Genomic DNA, 17,771 nt, shown 5'->3' with positions numbered 1-17,771 from the left:
CGCCGCGGGCGGCGTCGACGGCCTTGCGGATGCTTTCGTCGGCGGCGATCGGCACGTCCGTTTGCGCGCGCAGCTCGCCGAGCCCGGCCAGACGCTGGCCGACGACGTCGACCGGGTCAACGCCGTGCGCGCGCTCGTGCCGACCGTGCGCGTCGACGCCAACGGCGGTTGGAGTGTCGCGCAGGCGGTGCGGGCGGTGGCGGCGCTCACCGCCGACGGCGCGCTGGAGTACGTCGAGCAACCCTGCGCCACCGTCGCCGAGCTCGCCGAGCTGCGCGCGCAAACGGACGTGCCGATCGCCGCCGACGAAAGCATCCGCAAGGCCGACGACCCGCTCGCGGTCGTCCGCGCCCGCGCCGCCGACATCGCGGTGCTCAAAGTCGCTCCGCTGGGCGGCGTTTCGGCCATGCTCTCGATCGCCGCGCAGATCGACATCCCGGTCGTGGTCTCCAGCGCGATCGACTCGGCGGTGGGCATCGCGGCCGGGCTGGCCGCGGCGGCGGCCCTGCCGGTGTTGCGCCACGCGTGCGGGCTGGGCACCGGCGGGTTGTTCGTCGACGACGTCGCCGAGGTCGTGGCGCCCGTCGACGGCGCCTTGGCGGTCGGGCCGGTGACCCCCGATCCGGCGCGGCTGCGGGCCCTGGCCGCGCCCCCGCAGCGGCGGCAGTGGTGGATCGACCGGGTCACGGCCTGCCACCCGCTCCTTGTACCGTCGTCCAAGTGATCAACCTGGCTTACGACGACCGCGGCTCCGGCGAGCCCGTGGTGTTCATCAGCGGCCACGGCGGCGCCGGGCGGACCTGGCACCCGTACCAGCTCCCCGCGTTCCTGGCGGCCGGCTACCGCGTCATCACCTTCGACAACCGCGGAATCGGGGCCACCGAGAACGCACAGGGTTTCACGACGCAGACCATGGTGGCCGACACCGCGGCGCTGATCGAGGGCCTGAACGCCGCACCGGCCCGCGTCGTCGGCATGTCGATGGGCGCGTTCATCGCCCAGGAACTCATGCTGGCCCGGCCGGAACTGGTGCACTCCGCGGTGTTGATGGGCACCCGCGGCCGCATGGACAAGGCGCGCCAGTTCTTTCGCGACGCCGAGGCCGAGCTCACCGACGCCGGGGTCCAGCTGCCGAACTCCTACGACGCGAAAATCCGCCTGCTGGAAAACTTCTCGCGCAAGACGCTCAACGACGACGTCGCCGTCGCCGATTGGATCGCGATGTTTTCCATGTGGCCGATCAAGTCGACGCCGGGGACGCGCTGCCAGCTGGACGTCGCCCCGTACACCAACCGGCTGCCGGCCTACCGCAGCATCGCGACGCCGGTGTTGGTGATCGGCTTCTCCGACGACGTGCTGACTCCGCCCTACCTGGGGCGCGAGGTCGCCGACGCGCTGCCCAACGGGCGCTACGTGCAGATCCCCGACGCCGGCCACCTCGGGTTCTTCGAGCGCCCGGACGCCGTCAACGACGCGGCGCTGAAGTTCTTCGCCAGCAACTGAGGGCCGCGTGCCGAAGGTTCGATTTGTTGCGCGCAACCAAGCCGATTTGGCCCGACAACTCCACGCTCGCGGCCCGGCCGCTGCACGCGCCCGGTCGGCGGGCTGTGACAGGCTGTAGGAGTGAACCCCTCGACGACCCAGGCCCGCGTCGTCGTTGACGAGCTGATTCGCGGCGGCGTCCGCGACGTGGTGCTGTGCCCAGGGTCGCGCAACGCGCCGCTGGCCTTCGCGCTGCACGACGCCGACCGCGCGGGCCGGGTCCGGCTGCACGTCCGCATCGACGAGCGCACCGCCGGCTACCTGGCCATCGGCCTGGCGATCGCCGCCGGCGCCCCGGTGTGTGTCGCGATGACGTCGGGCACCGCCGTGGCAAACCTCGGGCCGGCCGTGGTGGAGGCCAACTACGCGCGGGTGCCGCTGATCGTGCTGTCGGCCAACCGGCCCTACGAGATGCTGGGCACCGGGGCCAACCAGACCATGGAGCAGCTGGGCTACTTCGGCACGCAGGTCCGCGCCGCCATCAGCCTGGGCCTGGCCGAGGACGCGCCCGAGCGCCTGGACGCTCTCAACGCCACTTGGCGCTCGGCCACCTGCCGAGTTCTGGCCGCTGCCACCGGATCTCGCACCGCCAACGCCGGCCCGGTGCAGTTCGACGTCCCGCTGCGCGAACCCCTGGTCCCCGGTCCCGAACACCAGAACGCCGCCGTTCCGCAGGGGCGTCCCGGCGGCCGGCCGTGGACCTACACGCCGCCGGTCACATTCGACCAGCCGTTGGACATCGACCTGTCGCCCGACACCATCGTCATCGCCGGGCACGGCGCGGGCGCGCACCCCAACCTCGCGCAGTTACCGACCGTCGCCGAATCGACGGCGCCCGCCCCGGAAAACCCGCTGCACCCGCTGGCCCTTCCGCTGCTGCGCCCCAAGCAGGTGATCATGCTCGGGCGGCCCACCCTGCACCGGCCGGTGTCGGCGCTGCTGGCCGATCCGCAGGTGCCGGTGTACGCGTTGACCACCGGCCCGCGCTGGCCCGACGTCTCGGGCAATTCACTGGCCACGGGCACTCGGGCCGTCATCACCGGCACCCCGAATCCGGCCTGGCTGAGGCGCTGCGCGGAGGTTAACCGGCACGCCAACGACGCGGTGCGCGGCCAGCTCGAGGCGCACCCGCTGACCACCGGCCTGCACGTGGCGGCGGCCGTGGCCGACGCCCTGCGGCCCGGTGACCAGCTGGTGCTGGGGGCGTCCAACCCGGTCCGCGACGCGGCCCTGGTCGGCCTGGACACCCACGGCATCCGGGTCCGTTCCAACCGCGGGGTGGCCGGCATCGACGGCACGGTGTCCACCGCGATCGGGGCTGCGCTCGCCTATGAGGGACGCACCGTCGCGCTGATCGGTGACCTGACGTTCGTCCACGACAGCTCCGGGCTGCTGATCGGGCCCACCGAGCCGACACCGCGGCAGCTGACCATCGTGGTCTCCAACGACAACGGCGGTGGCATCTTCGAGCTGCTCGAGCAGGGCGACCCGCGGTTCTCCGACGTGTCGTCGCGAATCTTTGGGACGCCGCACGACGTCGACGTGGGTGCGCTGTGTCGCGCCTATCACGTGGAGAGCCGGCAGATCGAGGTCGACCAGCTCGGCGAGGCGCTCGACGAACCCGCGTCCGGTATGCGGGTGCTGGAAGTCAAGGCCGACCGGTCGTCGCTGCGGCAGCTGCATGCGGCCATCAAAGCGGCGCTTTGAGGATCCCGTGAACCACCTGAAAAGGTTGCCGCACATACTGATTCACGGCCGCAGCGACAAGCCGCCCAACACTGCGTCCCGGATCGCGTTACGCTGGGCCCGCGTTGCGGTGCTCATCGTGACCGGCTTGGTCACCCTGCAGTCGGTCCTGCTGGTCGCCGGCGCCTGGCGCGATGACCTTGCGATTCAACACAACATGGGGGTGGCGCAGGCCGAGGTGCTCAGCGCCGGGCCGCGCCGCTCCACCATCGAGTTCGTCACGCCCGAGCGGGTCACGTACCGCCCGGAGCTCGGCGTGCTCTATCCGTCTCATCTCGCAACGGGCATGCGGATTTACGTCGAGTACAACAAGAACGATCCCAATCTGGTTCGGGTGCAGCACCGCAATGCCGGGCTGGCCATCATCCCGGCCGGCTCCATCGCGGTGGTGTGCTGGCTGGCCGCAACGGCCCTCCTGATCGGGCTGGCGGTGCTGGACAAGCTGCTCGATCGCCGTGACGAGGCCGCGGCCACACCGGTCTAGCCCCGGTTGGCAGCGTCCGACCAGCAGATTTCGCGCGACGTATGCTCGCAGGCAACCTTCGCGACAGCCGGCGCTGACACCGTAGTGGTGTGCGCGTTGCCATCGTCGCCGAATCGTTCCTGCCGGAAGTCAATGGTGTCAGCAACTCGGTGCTCCGGGTCCTCGAGCATTTGCGCCGGACCGGTCACGAAGCCCTCGTCATCGCCCCCGATACCCCTCCCGGGGTGACTCCGGCGGATCGCGTCCACGATGGGATTCGCGTGCATCGCGTTCCCTCGCGGATGTTTCCGAAGGTCACCACGCTGCCACTCGGCGTGCCTACGCCCCGGATGGTGAGCGTGCTGCGCGGATTCGACCCCCACGTGGTGCATTTGGCCTCGCCCGCGCTATTGGGCTACGGCGGCGTCAAGGCGGCCCGCTGGCTGGGGGTGCCGAGCGTCGCCGTGTATCAAACGGACGTACCGGGTTTCGCGGCGAGCTATGGCATCCCGATGACGTCGCGGGCCGCGTGGGCCTGGTTTCGGCATCTGCACAGTCTCGCCGACCGCACCCTGGCGCCGTCCACGGTGACGATGGAATCGCTTGTCGAGCACCGCTTCCCACGGGTGCATCGCTGGGCGCGCGGCGTCGACGTGCTGCGGTTCGCCCCGTCGGGGCGGGACGAGGCGCTCCGGCGCCGATGGTCGCCGCAGGGCAAGCCGATCGTCGGCTTCGTGGGCCGGTTGGCTCCCGAGAAGCACGTGGAGCGGCTGATCCCGCTCGCGGCGCGCGGCGACGTGCAACTCGTCATCGTCGGCGACGGCGTCGACCGCGCCAAGTTGCAAAAGGCAATGCCGTCAGCGGTTTTCACCGGCGCGCTGTACGGCGACGAACTCGCCGTGGCGTACGCCAGCATGGATGTCTTCGTGCATCCCGGCGAGCACGAGACGTTTTGCCAAGTCGTGCAGGAAGCGCTGGCGTCGGGGTTGCCGGTGATCGCCCCTGACGCCGGCGGCCCACGCGACCTCGTCACGCCGTGGCGCACCGGTCTGTTACTGGGCGTCGACGAGTTCGAGGCGAGGTTGCCGGCGGCCGTCACCCATCTGATCGACGAACGCCACCGCTACGCACTGGCGGCCCGGCGCAGCGTGCTGGGCCGCAGTTGGCCGGTCATCTGTGACGAGCTGCTCGGCCACTATGAGGCGGTGTTGTCGCCGTTCTCCCGCAGGCGGATGTTCGCCAAGCGGTACGCCCAGGGGGAGTGAGCCGCCGGTCGGCCACACCGTCCTGACGCCAACGCGCGGCGGCCTTTGAGCGCGCGATTTTCGGCTCGGCGGGCTGTTCTCCGGTCTTTTTCTGAGCGGTGGGGTCAGAATGGGCCTGATAGGAGGGTCCATATGTCGTCCCATTTGGAAGTGTGGAAGCCGTCGGGGCGGGAGCTGATCGCGCTCAGCGGTGAACGGGTGACCCTCGGCAAGTCGTTGACCAATGCGGTGTCGTTGGAGCACGACCCGACGGTGTCGCGGGTGCACGCCGTCCTGGAGAATTTCGGGCAAGCCTGGTCCGTGCGGGATTTGGGTAGCCGCAACGGCACCTACGTCAACGGCGAAAAGATCGTCGCGGAACGGATTCTGCGGTCCGGCGACGAGTTGCGGCTGGGCAGTTCACGATTGGTCTTCTGGATGTCACGGGTCGACGAAGCGCCGGGTGATCAAGAAACCGAAACCGGCAAGTCCATCCTGCGGCCGCCCCGCATGACCGCGCGCGAACTCGACGTCCTCAAGGTTCTGTGTCGCCCCTTCGTGTCCGATGACCCGTTTCCCGAGCCCGCATCGGTTCGTCGGATGGCCCAGGAGTTGTTTGTCACCGAAGCAGCCGTCAAGCAACACTTGCAACACCTGTACGACAAGTTCGGCATCACAGCCGAGGGAGATCGCCGAGTCCGGCTGGCCAACGCGGCGATCCGGCTCGGCGCAGTCAACCGCTCGATGCTGCGTGACCGACGCACGCAGCAGAAGTGAGCACTCAGTCGTTACCGCCCGGGCGGCTTGGACAGCTCGTCGAGTAGCCCGCCGCCGAGCATGGCAACGGCATTGAGGGCACTACGGCGGTATTCGTCGCAAGTGGTGCACGACTCGATATGGCGCGCAATGCGTTTGCGCATCAGGACGGTGAGCTGGTGGTCCCAGCCGGACAGGTCCGCGGCGAGCTGCGGGCATCCGTGCTGAGAAGCGCGGCGAGCCACCAGCAGCGCACCCAGTGAGCGCTCGATGGTGTCGCGCAGTCGCTGCAGGACCTTCTTGGTCGAGTCATAACTGATGCCCAGCGCTTGCGCGAGCTCGATTCCGGTCGCGCCGTGGCGGTAGGCGAGCTCCAGCACCCGCCGGTCACGCTCACACAATCCGTCGGCGGCCTGGGTGATCAGTTGCCGGAGTTCATTCTGGGCCGTCAACGTAAACGGCCCCGGGCCGGTCGCCGCATCATCGGGCAGCTCGTCGCAGGCGGCCTCGCGGCGGCGTTCCGACAGGGTCCGCAGCGCGCTGCGGCGGGCGATGGCGTAGAGCCACGGCCTCAGCTTGTCCGCGTCACGGAGCTTCGGCAACTGTGTGGTGGCGGTGCAGAAGACGTCCTGCACGCAGTCGGACGCGGCGTGACGATCACGCAGCATGCCGACGCAGTAAGCGTGCAGCGGGGCCGCGTAGCGGCGGTAGATGTCGGCCAGCGCCGCGCGATCACCGGCCGCCGCGGCCCGGGCGAGGTCCGCGTCGCTGAGGATGCGGTTGTTCGGCAGGGTGGTCATGCAAGTCATGACTGAAATGCTCGGGGATTATGGGGCATCCGGTAATTACCGCGGCAGCCACTTCTTCCTCCCGGAAGGGAAGGGTTTCCTACCCATTTGGTAAGGGTCCGAGCCGCCGCTGGGTGTCGGCGCCGGCCGGCAAGCAAGTCGAGTATTGCCGTCCTCATGACAGCGGCTGGGCGCGGCGGGATCATCGGATGATGACCGATGCGGCCAGCACAGACCGGCTGATGCCGGACGTCGACGTCGTCGTGGTGAGCGCCGAGTTCGATCCCCTGCGTGACGTGGGCGAGGCCTACGCCGCGGCGCTCGATGCGGCGGGCGTGTCGACCGGGCACGTCCGCGCCCGCGGGCACACCCACCTGTCGGTGCAGTTGGTCGACGTGGTCACCTCGGGTGCGCCGGTGCGCGTGCGGATGGCCGAGGCGCTACGCCAATATCTCCTGGAGACACGAGTTTTTCCAGCCCACGCCCTGACGGCTCGGCGGCACAGAAAGGACTCGCAAGGATGGTCATGACGCGCGCGGAGGCGGCGGAGTACGTCAAGGATGCCGGAGGATTGAAGCTCGTCGTCTTCGGGGCCGACGGGCACGAGGTCGCGGCGATGTTCGTCCAAGGCGCGGTGACGTACAACCCCGAGGAATCGACCTTCATCGCCGTCGCCGAGGACGGTCACCCGGTGGGCGAGCTGGTCGTGGACGAATCGGTCGATTACGACGAGAACATCGACGCCTTCGTCATCCGCACCGTGCGCTAGTCGCGGCGCTGCCGACCTTCGGCGTGGATTCGACTGGCAGCGGTGTCGGTCCGCTCGGCCCGGTGACCGGCTTCCATTGCGCGGGTCCGGGTGTTTGGCATGCACCGCGCCATGGTCGCCAGGGCTTCGGTTGAGTGTTTCCATCCCCAAGTCTTCTGGGCGCTAGACGGCCCACACGCGTAGTCGACTGCCCGTCTTGCGCTACCGGTCTTTCGCGATGGCGAAAGCCTTGGCTATCAACGACATATCACGTGATGCGATGACGGAGGTCGACCCGCCCGCTACCCGCTGAGCGGACCGCAACGGATTTCGAAGCGCTCCCGCACCGTGTCCAGAACGCGGCGTTGGCGCTCACACTCCCGGCGGTGTGTGAGCATGAACCGTGCCATGCCCGGCAGGCGCCGCGGTAACGGGTACCACTTATCGAAATCTAGGTTGTTCTCGGTGAATACGCGGCTGGGGACGTTGTCGTAGATCAGGCCGAGGTTGTGCTGAACGAGCGCGAAGAGCACGTACGGAAACGCCAGTGGCGCCTTCTGCCGCAGATTCATCCAGTCAATTTCGTACAGCGGGATATCGCTGAGTTTGCCCAGGAACATCAGGTGGCCCAGGAAGTAGCCCATGAACGCCGGCAGGTGCAGCATCGCCGACCGAACATTGATGGAAACGACTGCGCCACTTGGTGAAACGTAGGGCTCGTACGGGTGTTCGTCGGGGAATTTGACGTAACCCGTGCAGTTGACGACCCAGCTGCCCGCTTCGATCGTCGTCGTTGACCCGCTGCGGAACACCAACTCGGTCGTCCCGTTGCGATCGACCGCGTCCTCGAAATAGTCCATCACAAGGTCGTTGAGCCCGGCGGCGATCGTGCGGTTCTCTGCCTCGGACAGCACGCCCAACACAAAGTTGTCCGCCTGGGGGGTCAGGAATGTGCCATGCGTGGCGCGATACCACTGCTGCACCTCTGATTCGTTCGTGCCGTCGTACCGGTGACTTACCTGTGCGGCGACCGTGTTCAGCGGTGTGCCCGCCCACCAACGGCGGGCGCCGCTCGGCAACAGGTCGTCGCGGCTGGAGAAGAACGTGCCGCGGCCGGCGACCAGGTTGACCTCGCGGCCGGGGTAGGTAGTGATCAGTGCGTGCGCGGTGTCCATCGCGGTTTTTCCGCCGCCGATGATCCACACGGGCGCATCGCTGTCCCTGATGTCGCCCGCCCGCACGTCGCAGTAGTCGGGCGATACCGAATGGACGCGCTCGCTCGAGATGTCGAGAGGTTCGTTCGGCGTGATCCCGAGGCCATAGGCCTTGATCAGGCGCTTGGTCGCGACAACGAGCTCTCGGCCGTCGGGGGCCCTGCAGGTGACCCGCACGGTCCCGTTCAGCTCTTCGGCGGACTCGAAGTCCCAGCCGAGATACTCCTCGACCCCGACCCGCTGCCTGATCACGTCGATGCAGTGCTCGAAGTGGGCGAGCACCTCGCCCTTGGTCGCCAGATAACTGCGATCCTTGCCGAGCGTCCACCCGATGTTGCCCGCGGTGAACATGGGATGCGGCTGGTGCAGGCGGACATAGGGGTAGACGTCGACCCACATGCCGCCGACGCGTGTCCTGCGGTCGATCAGGATCACCTTCTGCTCACGCGACAAATATCGGCTAGCGGCGAACAAGGCATTCAACCCGGCGATGCCGGCTCCGACGATGCAGACGTCGCAGGTTTCCACCGGCGCGGACTGGGGTGCGGACATCGGAACGCCTTTCCTCGCAGATGCCCACAAGTATGGGTCCGCACCGGGCGGCCGACATGCGTAATCGACTACTCAGTTTGTGGGTGCCGACGTGCGCGCCTCGCTACCCCTGAGCGAGCTCCGCGACCGGCTGCCATTCCTCCCAGGTGCGCAGCCGGCTCTCGTAGTCGGCCTTGGCCGTCGCCAGTGGCGATGCGCCGAAAAAGACTCGCAGCGGCGGCTTTTCGGCGTCGACCACCTTCAGCAGTGCCGCGGCCGATGCCTCCGGATTGCCCGGGCTGGCCCACCGTGTGCTGCGCTCGGCCTCCACGGCCGCGCGCACCTCGTCGTACGCCGGCAGCGGGTCGGCGTGCTTGGCCGAATCACCCGCCCAGTCGGTGTCGAAGCCGCCCGGCTCGATCAGCGTGACATGCACGCCAAACGGGGCGACCTCTTGAGCCAGCGCCTGCGAAAAACCTTCCAACGCCCACTTGGACGCGTGGTAGATCCCGACCAAGGGGAACGCGGTGATGCCTCCGATCGAGGAAACCTGGATGATGTGGCCGCTGCGCTGGTCGCGCAGGTACGGCAAAGCCGCCTGGGTGATCCACAGCGCCCCAAAGACGTTGGTTTCGATCTGATCCCGGGCGTCCCGCTCGGACAATTCCTCGACGAACCCGAACTGCCCGTAACCGGCGTTGTTGACCACGATGTCCAGGCGGCCGAAGTGGTCGTGCGCGTGCTTGACCGCGGCGAAGTCGGCGTCCCGATCGGTGACGTCCAACCGGATCGGCAACAGCGCGTCGCCATACTTCTCGGCCAAGTCGTCGAGCGATGCCAAGTTGCGGGCCGTGGCGGCGACCTTGTCGCCGCGCTCCAGCGCCGCGATCGCCCATGCGCGGCCGAATCCTCGCGAGGTACCGGTGATAAACCAAACTTTTTCAGTCACGCAGTGTTGCAACGCCGATGTCACCGCGTAATTCCCGGGCGGTAGCGTTTCCCTCGTGAGTCGCGCGGCGTTGGACAAGGACCCCCGGGATGTCGCGTCGATGTTCGACGGCGTCGCCCGCCGCTACGACCTGACCAACACCGTGCTGTCGCTGGGGCAGGACCGGTATTGGCGCACTGCCACCCGGTCGGCGCTGGCGACCGGCCCCGGCCAGCAGGTGCTGGACCTGGCGGCGGGCACCGCGGTGTCCACCGTCGAGCTGGAGAAATCGGGGGCGTGGTGCGTGGCGGCCGACTTCTCGGTCGGGATGCTCGCCGCGGGTGCCGCGCGCGATGTCCCGAAAGTCGCCGCCGACGCCACCCGTCTGCCATTCGGCGACGACGTATTCGATGCTGTCACAATCAGTTTCGGGTTGCGCAACGTCGTCGACCCGCAGGCGGCGCTGCGCGAGATGGCCCGCGTCACCCGGCCGGGCGGCCGATTGGTGGTGTGCGAATTCTCCACGCCGACCAATGGGCTGTTCGCCACCGCCTACAAGGAGTACCTGATGCGGGCGCTGCCGCGGGTGGCCCGCGCGGTGTCCAGCAACCCCGACGCCTACGTGTACCTCGCGGAGTCGATCAGGGCGTGGCCGGACCAGTCGCACCTGGCGCACGACATCTCCCGGGCCGGGTGGGCGGCGGTGCGGTGGCGCAACCTCACGGGCGGCATCGTGGCGCTACACGCGGCCTACAAGCCCCTGCGCTGAGAACGGGCTAGTGGGCGCCGGCCCGCTGAACGAAGCCGACCTGGTCGGGGCAGTAGTGGTCCACCGCGGCCCCGAGGAACTGGAACGCCTGGCCCTGGGTGGTGCCCCGGGGCAGGTTGTGCTGGATGAAGTTGGCCGACTTGTACGGGTCGCCGTCCACGCCCCGGCCGATCCGGTCGCAGGTGATCTTGCCCAGCCAGGCGAGCTGGTCCTGCGGCTGATAGATGCCGAACCCGTTGACCGTGTTCTTGAACGGGGCGTCGTAGTCGTTCGACGGCGGCGGCGAGGCCAGCGCCGGCGCGGCCAGCGCGAGGGCGGCGGCGGCGAGGCCGCCGATAGTAGCCAGCTTCGTTCCCTTCATTAGCCGGACTATACACCGCTCACCTGAAGTCCGCGGAAAAATGCCCACGGCCCCAATCAGGCACGATAACCGTTTGCGCAGGTCAGCTGGCTCAGCTGAACGGCACCCGGCGATCGATCAGCCGCGACAACCGGCCGCCGCCCCGCCAGGCCCGCGCGACCCAGTCGGCGTCCTCGTCGGTGACCAGGTTGGCCATCACCCGCACGGCGATCGTCATCAGCGTCGGCGAGCGCATCGCGATGGGCCCGGTCGCGGGCAGGAAGCGCTGAAAGGTCAGCAGCAGCGCCAGCCGGCGCGCGACCGAGAATCCCCGGCCGTAGTGCCGCTGCAGCAGCGACGGCCATGCCCGCGAGAGGTCTTGAGACGGGCCGCAGCAGTCCAGCAACTCGGCGGCCAGCCGCCCGGTCTCCATCCCGTAGTCGATGCCCTCCCCGTTGAGGGGGTTGACGCAGGCGGCGGCGTCGCCGATCAGCATCCAGTTGGGCCCCGCCACCCCGGACACCGCGCCGCCCATCGGCAACAGCGCCGTCGACACCGCCCGCGGCGGCCCGGTGAAGCTCCATTCCTCGCGGCGCAGGTCGGTGTAGTAGTCGATCAGTGGTCGCAGCGCGAGGTCGGCCGGCCGCTTCGACGTCGATAACGCCCCCACGCCGATGTTCACCTCGCCGTTGCCCAGCGGGAAGATCCAGCCGTAGCCGGGCAGCACTTTGTCCTTGGAGCCGTCGGGTCCGCGTAGTTCCAGGTGCGACGTCAGCCACGGGTCGTCGGCGCGCGGGGTGGCCAGATACCCGCGGGCCGCGACGCCGTACACCGTCTCCTGATGCCAGCGCCGGCCCAGTTTGCGGCCCAGCGAAGAACGGGCCCCGTCGGCCACGATCAAGTGCCGGCAACCGACCTGCGTGCCATCGGCTAACGTCAGCGACACCACCCGCCCGGACGAGTCATGATGCACCGCAACGGCTTTGGTGCCCAACATCATCCGCGCGCCGGACTCCTCGGCGACTTTGCGGATCCGGTCGTCCAGCTCGAGGCGGGCCACCGCGCTGCCGGTCGACGGAAACGACGGGCCCGGCCAGTCGACCTCGACCTGGCCGCCGAACCCGCTCATCCGCAGGCCGCGATGCCGGATGCGGGTGTCCAACCAGTCGCCCAGCCCGAGCCGCTCACATTCGGCGACCGCGCGCGGCGTCAGCCCGTCACCGCACGCCTTGTCCCGGGGAAAGCTCGCGGAGTCGATGACCAGCACGTCGCGGCCCGCGCGCGCAGCCCACGCGGCCGCCGCCGAACCGGCCGGTCCGGCGCCCACGACCACCAGGTCGGCTTTCGTCTCCACGCTCACCAGTATGTTGGTCGGGTGAGTACTCCGGCGACGGTGGTGGCGGGCATCGACTTCGGCGATCCTGCCTTCGCCGCGACGGTGCGCGACGGCGTCGGGCGGATCGAGCAGCTGATGGACGCCGAGCTGCGCAGCGCCGACGAGGTGATGACCGACTCGCTGACGCACCTGTTCAAGGCCGGCGGCAAGCGATTCCGGCCGCTGTTCACCGTCCTGTCCGCCCAGATCGGGCCGAACCCCGACGCGCATGAGGTGACCATCGCCGGCTCGGTGATCGAGCTGGTGCACCTGGCCACGCTCTACCACGACGACGTGATGGACGAGGCGGAGGTGCGCCGCGGTGCGCCCACCGCGAACGTCCGCTGGGGGAACAACGTTGCGATCCTGGCCGGTGACTACCTGTTTGCCACCGCGTCGCGGCTGGTGTCGCGGCTCGGGCCCGAGGCGGTGCGGCTGATCGCCGAGACCTTCGCCCTGCTGGTGACCGGGCAGATGCGGGAGACGCGCGGCCTGACCGGACCGGCCGAAGGGGCCGATCCGATCGAGCATTACCTGAAGGTGGTGTACGAAAAGACCGCCTGCCTGATCGCCGCGGCGGGCCGGTTCGGCGCCATGTTCTCGGGCGCCGACGCCGAGCAGGTCGAGCGGCTCAGCCGGCTCGGCGGCATCGTCGGCACCGCCTTCCAGATCTCCGACGACATCATCGACATCGACAGCGACTCGCACGAGTCCGGCAAGCAGCCCGGCACCGACGTGCGTGAGGGCGTGCACACGCTGCCGATGGTCTACGCGCTGCGCGAACCCGGGCCTGACGCGGCGCGGCTGCGCGAGCTGCTGGCCGGGCCCATCGACGACGACGAGGCGGTGGCCGAGGCGCTGGCGCTGTTGCGGGCGTCCCCGGGGATGGCCAGGGCCAAGCAGACGCTGGCTGAATACGCGGGGCAAGCGCGCGACGAGCTGGCCCTCCTGCCCGACGTTCCCGGCCGGCAGGCGCTGCGGACGCTGGTCGACTACACCATCAGCCGGCACGGATAGCGCGTCCGGGGAACCTTGGCCGCCGTTTCAGGCGTTCAATGAGCGATAGTTGATGCTCCAAGGAGGACACCGATGACCTGGCATCCCCATGCCAACAGGCTGAAGACCTTCGCCCTGTTGGTCGGTATGTCCGCGTTGATCGTGTTCGTGGGCTCGCTGTTCGGCAGGACGGCGATGTTCCTGGCGGTGCTGTTCGCCATCGGCATGAACGTCTACACCTACTACAACAGCGACAAGCTGGCGCTGCGGGCGATGCACGCACAGCCGGTATCCGAGCTGCAGGCCCCGGTGATGTACCGGATCGTGCGCGAGCTCGCCACCGCCGCGCACCAGCCCATGCCCCGGCTGTACATCAGCGACACCAACGCGCCCAACGCGTTCGCGACGGGTCGTAACCCGCGCAACGCCGCCGTGTGCTGCACCACCGGCATTCTGGGGATCCTCAACGAACGGGAGCTGCGCGCGGTCCTGGGACACGAGCTGTCCCACGTCTACAACCGGGACATCCTCATCTCCTGCATCGCCGGAGCGATGGCATCGATCATCACCGCGCTGTCCTACGTGGCGATGTTCTTCGGCGGCAACCGCGACGAAGAGGGCAATCCCTTTGCGCTGCTGCTGGTTTCGTTCCTGGGCCCGATTGCCGCCACCGTGGTGCGGCTGGCGGTGTCCCGGTCGCGTGAGTACCAGGCGGACGAATCGGGTGCGGTGTTGACTGGCGACCCGCTGGCCTTGGCGTCGGCCCTGCGCAAGATCTCGGGCGGGGTCCAGGCCGCCCCGCTGCCACCGGAGCCGCAGCTGGCCAGCCAGGCGCATCTGATGATCGCCAACCCGTTCCGCGCGGGCGAGCGGATCGGTTCGCTGTTCTCGACGCACCCGCCGATCGAGGACCGCATCCGCCGGCTGGAGGCGATGGCGCGCGGCTAGGCGATGGCGCGCGGCTAGGCGATGGCGCGCGGCGCCGCGGGATTTGATATCGCCCGCGATATCAAATTCACCGAGAGCCATATGGTCCGGAGAGAGGCCGCCTTGGGGATGTGTGACTCCCGAGTTTGATATCGCCCGTGCTATCAATCTCGCGTGAACCACTACACCTACCGAGCCCAGTGGTTGCCCGACTACGACGACTATCTGGGCGTCTGTGTGGAAATGCCCTACCTGAGGCGCGAGGCGCCAACCGCCCCCCAGGCCGTGGCCGCCATCGAGGAGGCCGTCACCGAGCATGTCGAGGTGCTGCGTGCCTGCGGTGATTCGATACCGGAACCGCTGTCCGAGCGCCGCTACAGCGGGAAGTTCATCGTCAGGACCTCACCCGAGCTGCATGCCCGCCTCGCGCTGGAAGCCACCGAGCAGGGTGTGCCGATGAACCAGTGGATCGTGCAGAAGCTCAGCGGCAGGGCGCCGAGCGACACCTTCGGGCTCTCTGGGTGGGATTGAGCCCCCCAATCATGCAGCGGCCCCGGGCCTTTCGGGCTCGACGATCTCACCGGCACTGCTGCGAGCGGCATGGCCCGTCTCGAACCGTCCGCGGATGTTGACGGTGCCGCCGGTGGCCTCGTGCTGGCGCTGCCAGTCGCTGATCGTCTGATGCGCCGCGTGGTCCAGGTAGTGCACCGAAACAACCACGGTGACAACGGTTCCGGTGGGAATGGATGCCAGCACCCGGGTGAGCCGCGGGAGCGCGAGGAAGGTGCACGCGGCACCCTCGATCTGCACCTGCCACTCGCCGTCGACAGACGTGGCCTCGACCTTCGCCCGGATCACCCGCCAACCGGTCAGCGCGATGGCCAGCGCGAGCCCGATCATCACCCCGTGCAGCAGATTGAGGAACACGACACTGACGGCGGTCACGACGTACACGGCGAGATCGCCGTGCTTCGTCGCGGTTTCGATGTGGGCCGGCTTGAGCAGCTGGATGCCGATGACGATGAGCAGCCCGGCGAGCGCGGCGGTGGGTATTTCGTCGACCAGTCCGGCGAACGGGATAGTGAACAGCAGGATCCAGACGCCGTGCAGCAACGCCGAGGCGCGCGACTTGGCGCCCGCGTTCACGTTGGTCGAGCTGCGGACGATGACACCGGTGATCGGCAGGCCGCCAATGGTGCCCGACACCATGTTGGCGGCACCCTGCCCGACCAACTCGCGGTTGAAGTCGGTGCGTGGCCCGTTGTGCATCCGGTCGACCGACACCGCGGACAGCAGGCTTTCGACGCTGGCGATGAGCGCGACGGTGATCACCCCGATCGCGACCGCGCCCCAGCCGTCGTGCGGAATGTCGGGCAGCTGCAGCGCGTCCAGCGGCGACCCGTCGAGGTCGATGCGTCGCACATGGAACGGAAAGACGACCGATACCACCGTCACGACCACGATCGCGACCAGCGGGCCGGGTACGCGGCGCACCTTGGCGGGAACCCACCGCCAGCAGACGAGGATGGCGATCACCAGCGCGCCCAGGAGGACCCCAGGACGGTGGGCGTCGATGATCTGCCCCGGCAGCTCGATGACGTTGTGCCAGGCCGTGCTCTTGGATTTTCCACCCAGCAGAACGTGCGCCTGTTGCAGCGCGATCGTGATGCCGATGCCGGCCAGCATGGCGTGCACGACCACCGGCGAGATCGCCAGCACCGCCCGCGCGACGCGGCTGAGCCCCAACAACACCTGCAGGGCGCCCGCGGTCACGGTGATGAAACACGTTACGCCCCAACCGAAGTCGGAAACCAAGTCGGCCACCACCACCGTCAGCCCGGCCGCCGGGCCGCTGACTTGTAGCGGCGACCCGCCGATGGCGCCGACCACGATGCCGCCGACGATGGCGGCGATCAGGCCGGCCAGCACCGGGGCGTTGGACGCGATCGCGATCCCCAACGACAACGGGAGGGCGACCAGGAAGACGACCAGCGACGAAGGCAGGTCGTGCCGGATGATCGACCGCACGCGGTCTTTTCGGGGGCTAGTGGTCTGATCGTGAGGTTGATTGCCGAGCTGTTCGATGTTTTGCATCGGTCGCTTCCCTCGTTAGGTGTTAGCGGGGGATGTTCCGATATCCGCCCCATATTGCGCTGTATTACGTCGGCGTAAACTCTTGGCGCACAAACGGTTACGACCCGGCCGGACCCACACTGGCACGGCCGGGAATCCCTGGCTGCTGCATCGACGGTATTTTGCTGGCAAACCAAGGGTCAAGCGGACGGGCCAGGCCCATATGGAATGCAAAGATTTGAATTTGGCCGCGTCAGTTGACCGCGTCAGACGGCCACGTCAGAAGCCCGAACCGTGCACCTCGTGGCCCGGGACCTCGGCGATCAGCCCGCGGTAGGCCTGCTCGACGCTCGATCCGTGGTTGATCACCGCGTCGACCTCCCGGGCGATCGGCATGTTCAGGCCGAACTCGTTGGCGAATTCCATGATCACGCTGGCCGCCTTGACCCCTTCGGCGACCTGGTTCATCGAGGCGATGATCTCGTCGATCGGCTTGCCCGCGCCGAGTTGTTCACCGACGTGACGGTTGCGGCTGCGCTGGCTGGTGCAGGTGACGATGAGGTCACCCAGGCCCGCCAGGCCAGGGAAGGTCTCGGGGTTGCCGCCCAGGGCCACCCCGAGCTTGGTCATCTCGCGCAGCGCGCGGGCGATCACCAGCGCACGGGTGTTCTCCCCGATGCCCAGCGAGTAGCCCATCCCGACGGCGATGGCGTAGACGTTTTTCAGCGCCCCGGCCATCTCGACCCCGATGACATCGTCGGTGGTGTACACCCGGAAGCGCCGGGTGCGGAACAACCCGGAAAGCCGGGTGGCCAGGTGCTGGTCGGGCATGGCCAGCACCGCCGCGGCGGCGTAACCCTCGCCGACCTCGCGCGCGATGTTGGGTCCCGCCAGGATGCCGGCCGGATGACCGGGCAGTACCTCTTCGATGATCTGCGACATCCGCATGTTGGTGCCCTGCTCGAGCCCCTTGACCAACGACACCACCGGCACCCACGGTCGCAGTTCCTTGCCCAGCTCGGTCAGCACGCCGCGAAAACCGTGGGACGGAACGCCCATGACGACGACGTCGGCGCAGTTGGCCGCCTCGGCGAAGTCGGTGGTGGCGCGCAGCGTGTCGCTGAGCACCACGTCGTTGCCGAGGTAGCGGCTGTTGCGGTGGTTTTCGTTGATGTCCTTCGCGGACTCCTCCGAGCGCACCCATTGCAGCGTCGGTCCGCGGCGCGCACAGATGGACGCGACCGTGGTTCCCCACGAACCGCCACCGAGGACCACGACATTGGGCTCACGCATCGTTGCTGCCATGGCGATCAGCGTATTGCCGACATCGA

At 68.4% G+C, this 17,771-nt stretch carries 19 protein-coding genes; 12 read left to right on the top strand and 7 right to left on the bottom strand.

The features are described from left to right. From A5695_RS20470 to A5695_RS20445, 6 genes are all read left to right on the top strand, one after another. The coding region (locus tag A5695_RS20470) for an o-succinylbenzoate synthase (RefSeq protein ID WP_082946206.1) at positions 1–724 on the top strand (724 nt) is incomplete at its 5' end. Continuing rightward, on the top strand, positions 721–1,503 hold the full coding sequence (locus tag A5695_RS20465; protein ID WP_068086342.1) for an alpha/beta fold hydrolase: 783 nt from the start codon (positions 721–723) through the stop codon (positions 1,501–1,503). The genes A5695_RS20470 and A5695_RS20465, both read left to right, overlap by 4 nt. Before the next feature lie 120 nt (positions 1,504–1,623). Next, entirely contained in the window at positions 1,624–3,249 is a 1,626-nt protein-coding gene (gene menD / locus A5695_RS20460; protein WP_068086339.1) for a 2-succinyl-5-enolpyruvyl-6-hydroxy-3-cyclohexene-1-carboxylic-acid synthase, read from the top strand. A gap of 7 nt (positions 3,250–3,256) precedes the next feature. Then, positions 3,257–3,772: a DUF3592 domain-containing protein gene (locus A5695_RS20455; RefSeq protein ID WP_197515567.1), complete on the top strand. Its 516-nt coding sequence runs from the start codon at positions 3,257–3,259 to the stop codon at positions 3,770–3,772. 89 nt (positions 3,773–3,861) lie between these two features. Continuing rightward, positions 3,862–5,016 (top strand): glycosyltransferase family 1 protein, encoded by a 1,155-nt coding sequence (locus tag A5695_RS20450; RefSeq protein WP_068086333.1) that lies wholly within the window; start codon positions 3,862–3,864, stop codon positions 5,014–5,016. Positions 5,017–5,148: 132 nt separating this feature from the next. Further along, the gene (locus tag A5695_RS20445) at positions 5,149–5,772 is read left to right on the top strand and encodes an FHA domain-containing protein (protein ID WP_068086330.1); all 624 of its coding nucleotides are present in this window, start codon (positions 5,149–5,151) and stop codon (positions 5,770–5,772) included. A gap of 11 nt (positions 5,773–5,783) precedes the next feature. Here A5695_RS20445 and A5695_RS20440 read toward each other — a convergent pair whose 3' ends face one another. Then, on the bottom strand, positions 5,784–6,560 hold the full coding sequence (locus A5695_RS20440) for an RNA polymerase sigma factor (RefSeq protein WP_231974916.1): 777 nt from the start codon (positions 6,558–6,560) through the stop codon (positions 5,784–5,786). Positions 6,561–6,580: 20 nt separating this feature from the next. On the opposite strand from A5695_RS20440, the gene A5695_RS29190 reads away from it, so the two are divergent. Together A5695_RS29190 and A5695_RS20430 are read left to right on the top strand one after the other, a co-directional pair. Further along, positions 6,581–7,069 (top strand): alpha/beta hydrolase fold domain-containing protein, encoded by a 489-nt coding sequence (locus tag A5695_RS29190; RefSeq protein WP_082946205.1) that lies wholly within the window; start codon positions 6,581–6,583, stop codon positions 7,067–7,069. After that, the gene (locus A5695_RS20430; RefSeq protein WP_231974914.1) at positions 7,066–7,308 is read left to right on the top strand and encodes a hypothetical protein; all 243 of its coding nucleotides are present in this window, start codon (positions 7,066–7,068) and stop codon (positions 7,306–7,308) included. The genes A5695_RS29190 and A5695_RS20430 overlap by 4 nt, the downstream gene beginning before the upstream one ends. A gap of 281 nt (positions 7,309–7,589) precedes the next feature. On the opposite strand, the gene A5695_RS20425 is transcribed toward A5695_RS20430, so the two are convergent. Then, positions 7,590–9,053 carry an FAD-dependent oxidoreductase gene (locus A5695_RS20425; RefSeq protein WP_068086318.1) on the bottom strand — a complete coding sequence of 488 codons (1,464 nt, stop codon included), beginning with the start codon at positions 9,051–9,053 and terminating at the stop codon, positions 7,590–7,592. Between the two features lie 103 nt (positions 9,054–9,156). Beyond that, positions 9,157–9,981, bottom strand: coding sequence for an SDR family oxidoreductase (locus tag A5695_RS20420; RefSeq protein ID WP_068086316.1), 825 nt, complete (start codon positions 9,979–9,981; stop codon positions 9,157–9,159). Positions 9,982–10,036: 55 nt separating this feature from the next. Here A5695_RS20420 and A5695_RS20415 point away from each other — a divergent pair, with 55 nt between their 5' ends. Next, positions 10,037–10,729 (top strand): demethylmenaquinone methyltransferase, encoded by a 693-nt coding sequence (locus tag A5695_RS20415; protein WP_068086314.1) that lies wholly within the window; start codon positions 10,037–10,039, stop codon positions 10,727–10,729. A 7-nt stretch (positions 10,730–10,736) separates the two neighbouring features. Here A5695_RS20415 and A5695_RS20410 read toward each other — a convergent pair whose 3' ends face one another. After that, positions 10,737–11,090, bottom strand: coding sequence for a DUF732 domain-containing protein (locus tag A5695_RS20410; protein ID WP_068086312.1), 354 nt, complete (start codon positions 11,088–11,090; stop codon positions 10,737–10,739). A gap of 91 nt (positions 11,091–11,181) precedes the next feature. Next, a complete protein-coding gene (menJ, locus tag A5695_RS20405; RefSeq protein WP_197515566.1) occupies positions 11,182–12,429 on the bottom strand; it encodes a menaquinone reductase in 1,248 nt (415 codons plus the stop codon). Between the two features lie 15 nt (positions 12,430–12,444). On the opposite strand from menJ, the gene grcC1 reads away from it, so the two are divergent. The 3 genes from grcC1 (at position 12,445) to A5695_RS20390 (ending at position 14,898) form a co-directional block, all read left to right on the top strand. Next, entirely contained in the window at positions 12,445–13,461 is a 1,017-nt protein-coding gene (gene grcC1, locus A5695_RS20400; RefSeq protein ID WP_068086310.1) for a nonaprenyl/(2E,6E)-farnesyl/geranylgeranyl diphosphat synthase, read from the top strand. 72 nt (positions 13,462–13,533) lie between these two features. Continuing rightward, complete coding sequence (htpX, locus tag A5695_RS20395) at positions 13,534–14,388, top strand: zinc metalloprotease HtpX (protein WP_068086306.1); 855 nt, start codon at positions 13,534–13,536, stop codon at positions 14,386–14,388. Between the two features lie 153 nt (positions 14,389–14,541). Next, positions 14,542–14,898 (top strand): type II toxin-antitoxin system HicB family antitoxin, encoded by a 357-nt coding sequence (locus A5695_RS20390; protein WP_068086303.1) that lies wholly within the window; start codon positions 14,542–14,544, stop codon positions 14,896–14,898. A 9-nt stretch (positions 14,899–14,907) separates the two neighbouring features. Here the strand turns inward: A5695_RS20390 and A5695_RS20385 are convergent, their stop codons facing one another. Continuing rightward, entirely contained in the window at positions 14,908–16,461 is a 1,554-nt protein-coding gene (locus A5695_RS20385) for a SulP family inorganic anion transporter (RefSeq protein WP_068086300.1), read from the bottom strand. A 258-nt stretch (positions 16,462–16,719) separates the two neighbouring features. Further along, on the bottom strand, positions 16,720–17,745 hold the full coding sequence (locus A5695_RS20380; protein ID WP_068086297.1) for an NAD(P)H-dependent glycerol-3-phosphate dehydrogenase: 1,026 nt from the start codon (positions 17,743–17,745) through the stop codon (positions 16,720–16,722). Positions 17,746–17,771: the final 26 nt, after the last annotated feature.

The sequence above is a fragment of the Mycobacterium sp. E1747 genome, from assembly GCF_001667775.1.
Taxonomy (GTDB): domain Bacteria; phylum Actinomycetota; class Actinomycetes; order Mycobacteriales; family Mycobacteriaceae; genus Mycobacterium.
This window is presented reverse-complemented; position numbering and strand designations above follow the sequence as displayed.

Coding starts and splice junctions, on each gene's coding strand:
- A5695_RS20430 (WP_231974914.1), top strand. CDS start 7,066: ATGACGCGCGCGGAGGCGGCGGAGTACGTCAAGGATGCCGGAGGATTG.
- A5695_RS29190 (WP_082946205.1), top strand. CDS start 6,581: ATGGGGCATCCGGTAATTACCGCGGCAGCCACTTCTTCCTCCCGGAAG.
- A5695_RS20445 (WP_068086330.1), top strand. CDS start 5,149: ATGTCGTCCCATTTGGAAGTGTGGAAGCCGTCGGGGCGGGAGCTGATC.
- A5695_RS20440 (WP_231974916.1), bottom strand. CDS start 6,560: ATGACTTGCATGACCACCCTGCCGAACAACCGCATCCTCAGCGACGCG.
- A5695_RS20380 (WP_068086297.1), bottom strand. CDS start 17,745: ATGGCAGCAACGATGCGTGAGCCCAATGTCGTGGTCCTCGGTGGCGGT.
- htpX (WP_068086306.1), top strand. CDS start 13,534: ATGACCTGGCATCCCCATGCCAACAGGCTGAAGACCTTCGCCCTGTTG.
- A5695_RS20410 (WP_068086312.1), bottom strand. CDS start 11,090: ATGAAGGGAACGAAGCTGGCTACTATCGGCGGCCTCGCCGCCGCCGCC.
- A5695_RS20425 (WP_068086318.1), bottom strand. CDS start 9,053: ATGTCCGCACCCCAGTCCGCGCCGGTGGAAACCTGCGACGTCTGCATC.
- A5695_RS20385 (WP_068086300.1), bottom strand. CDS start 16,461: ATGCAAAACATCGAACAGCTCGGCAATCAACCTCACGATCAGACCACT.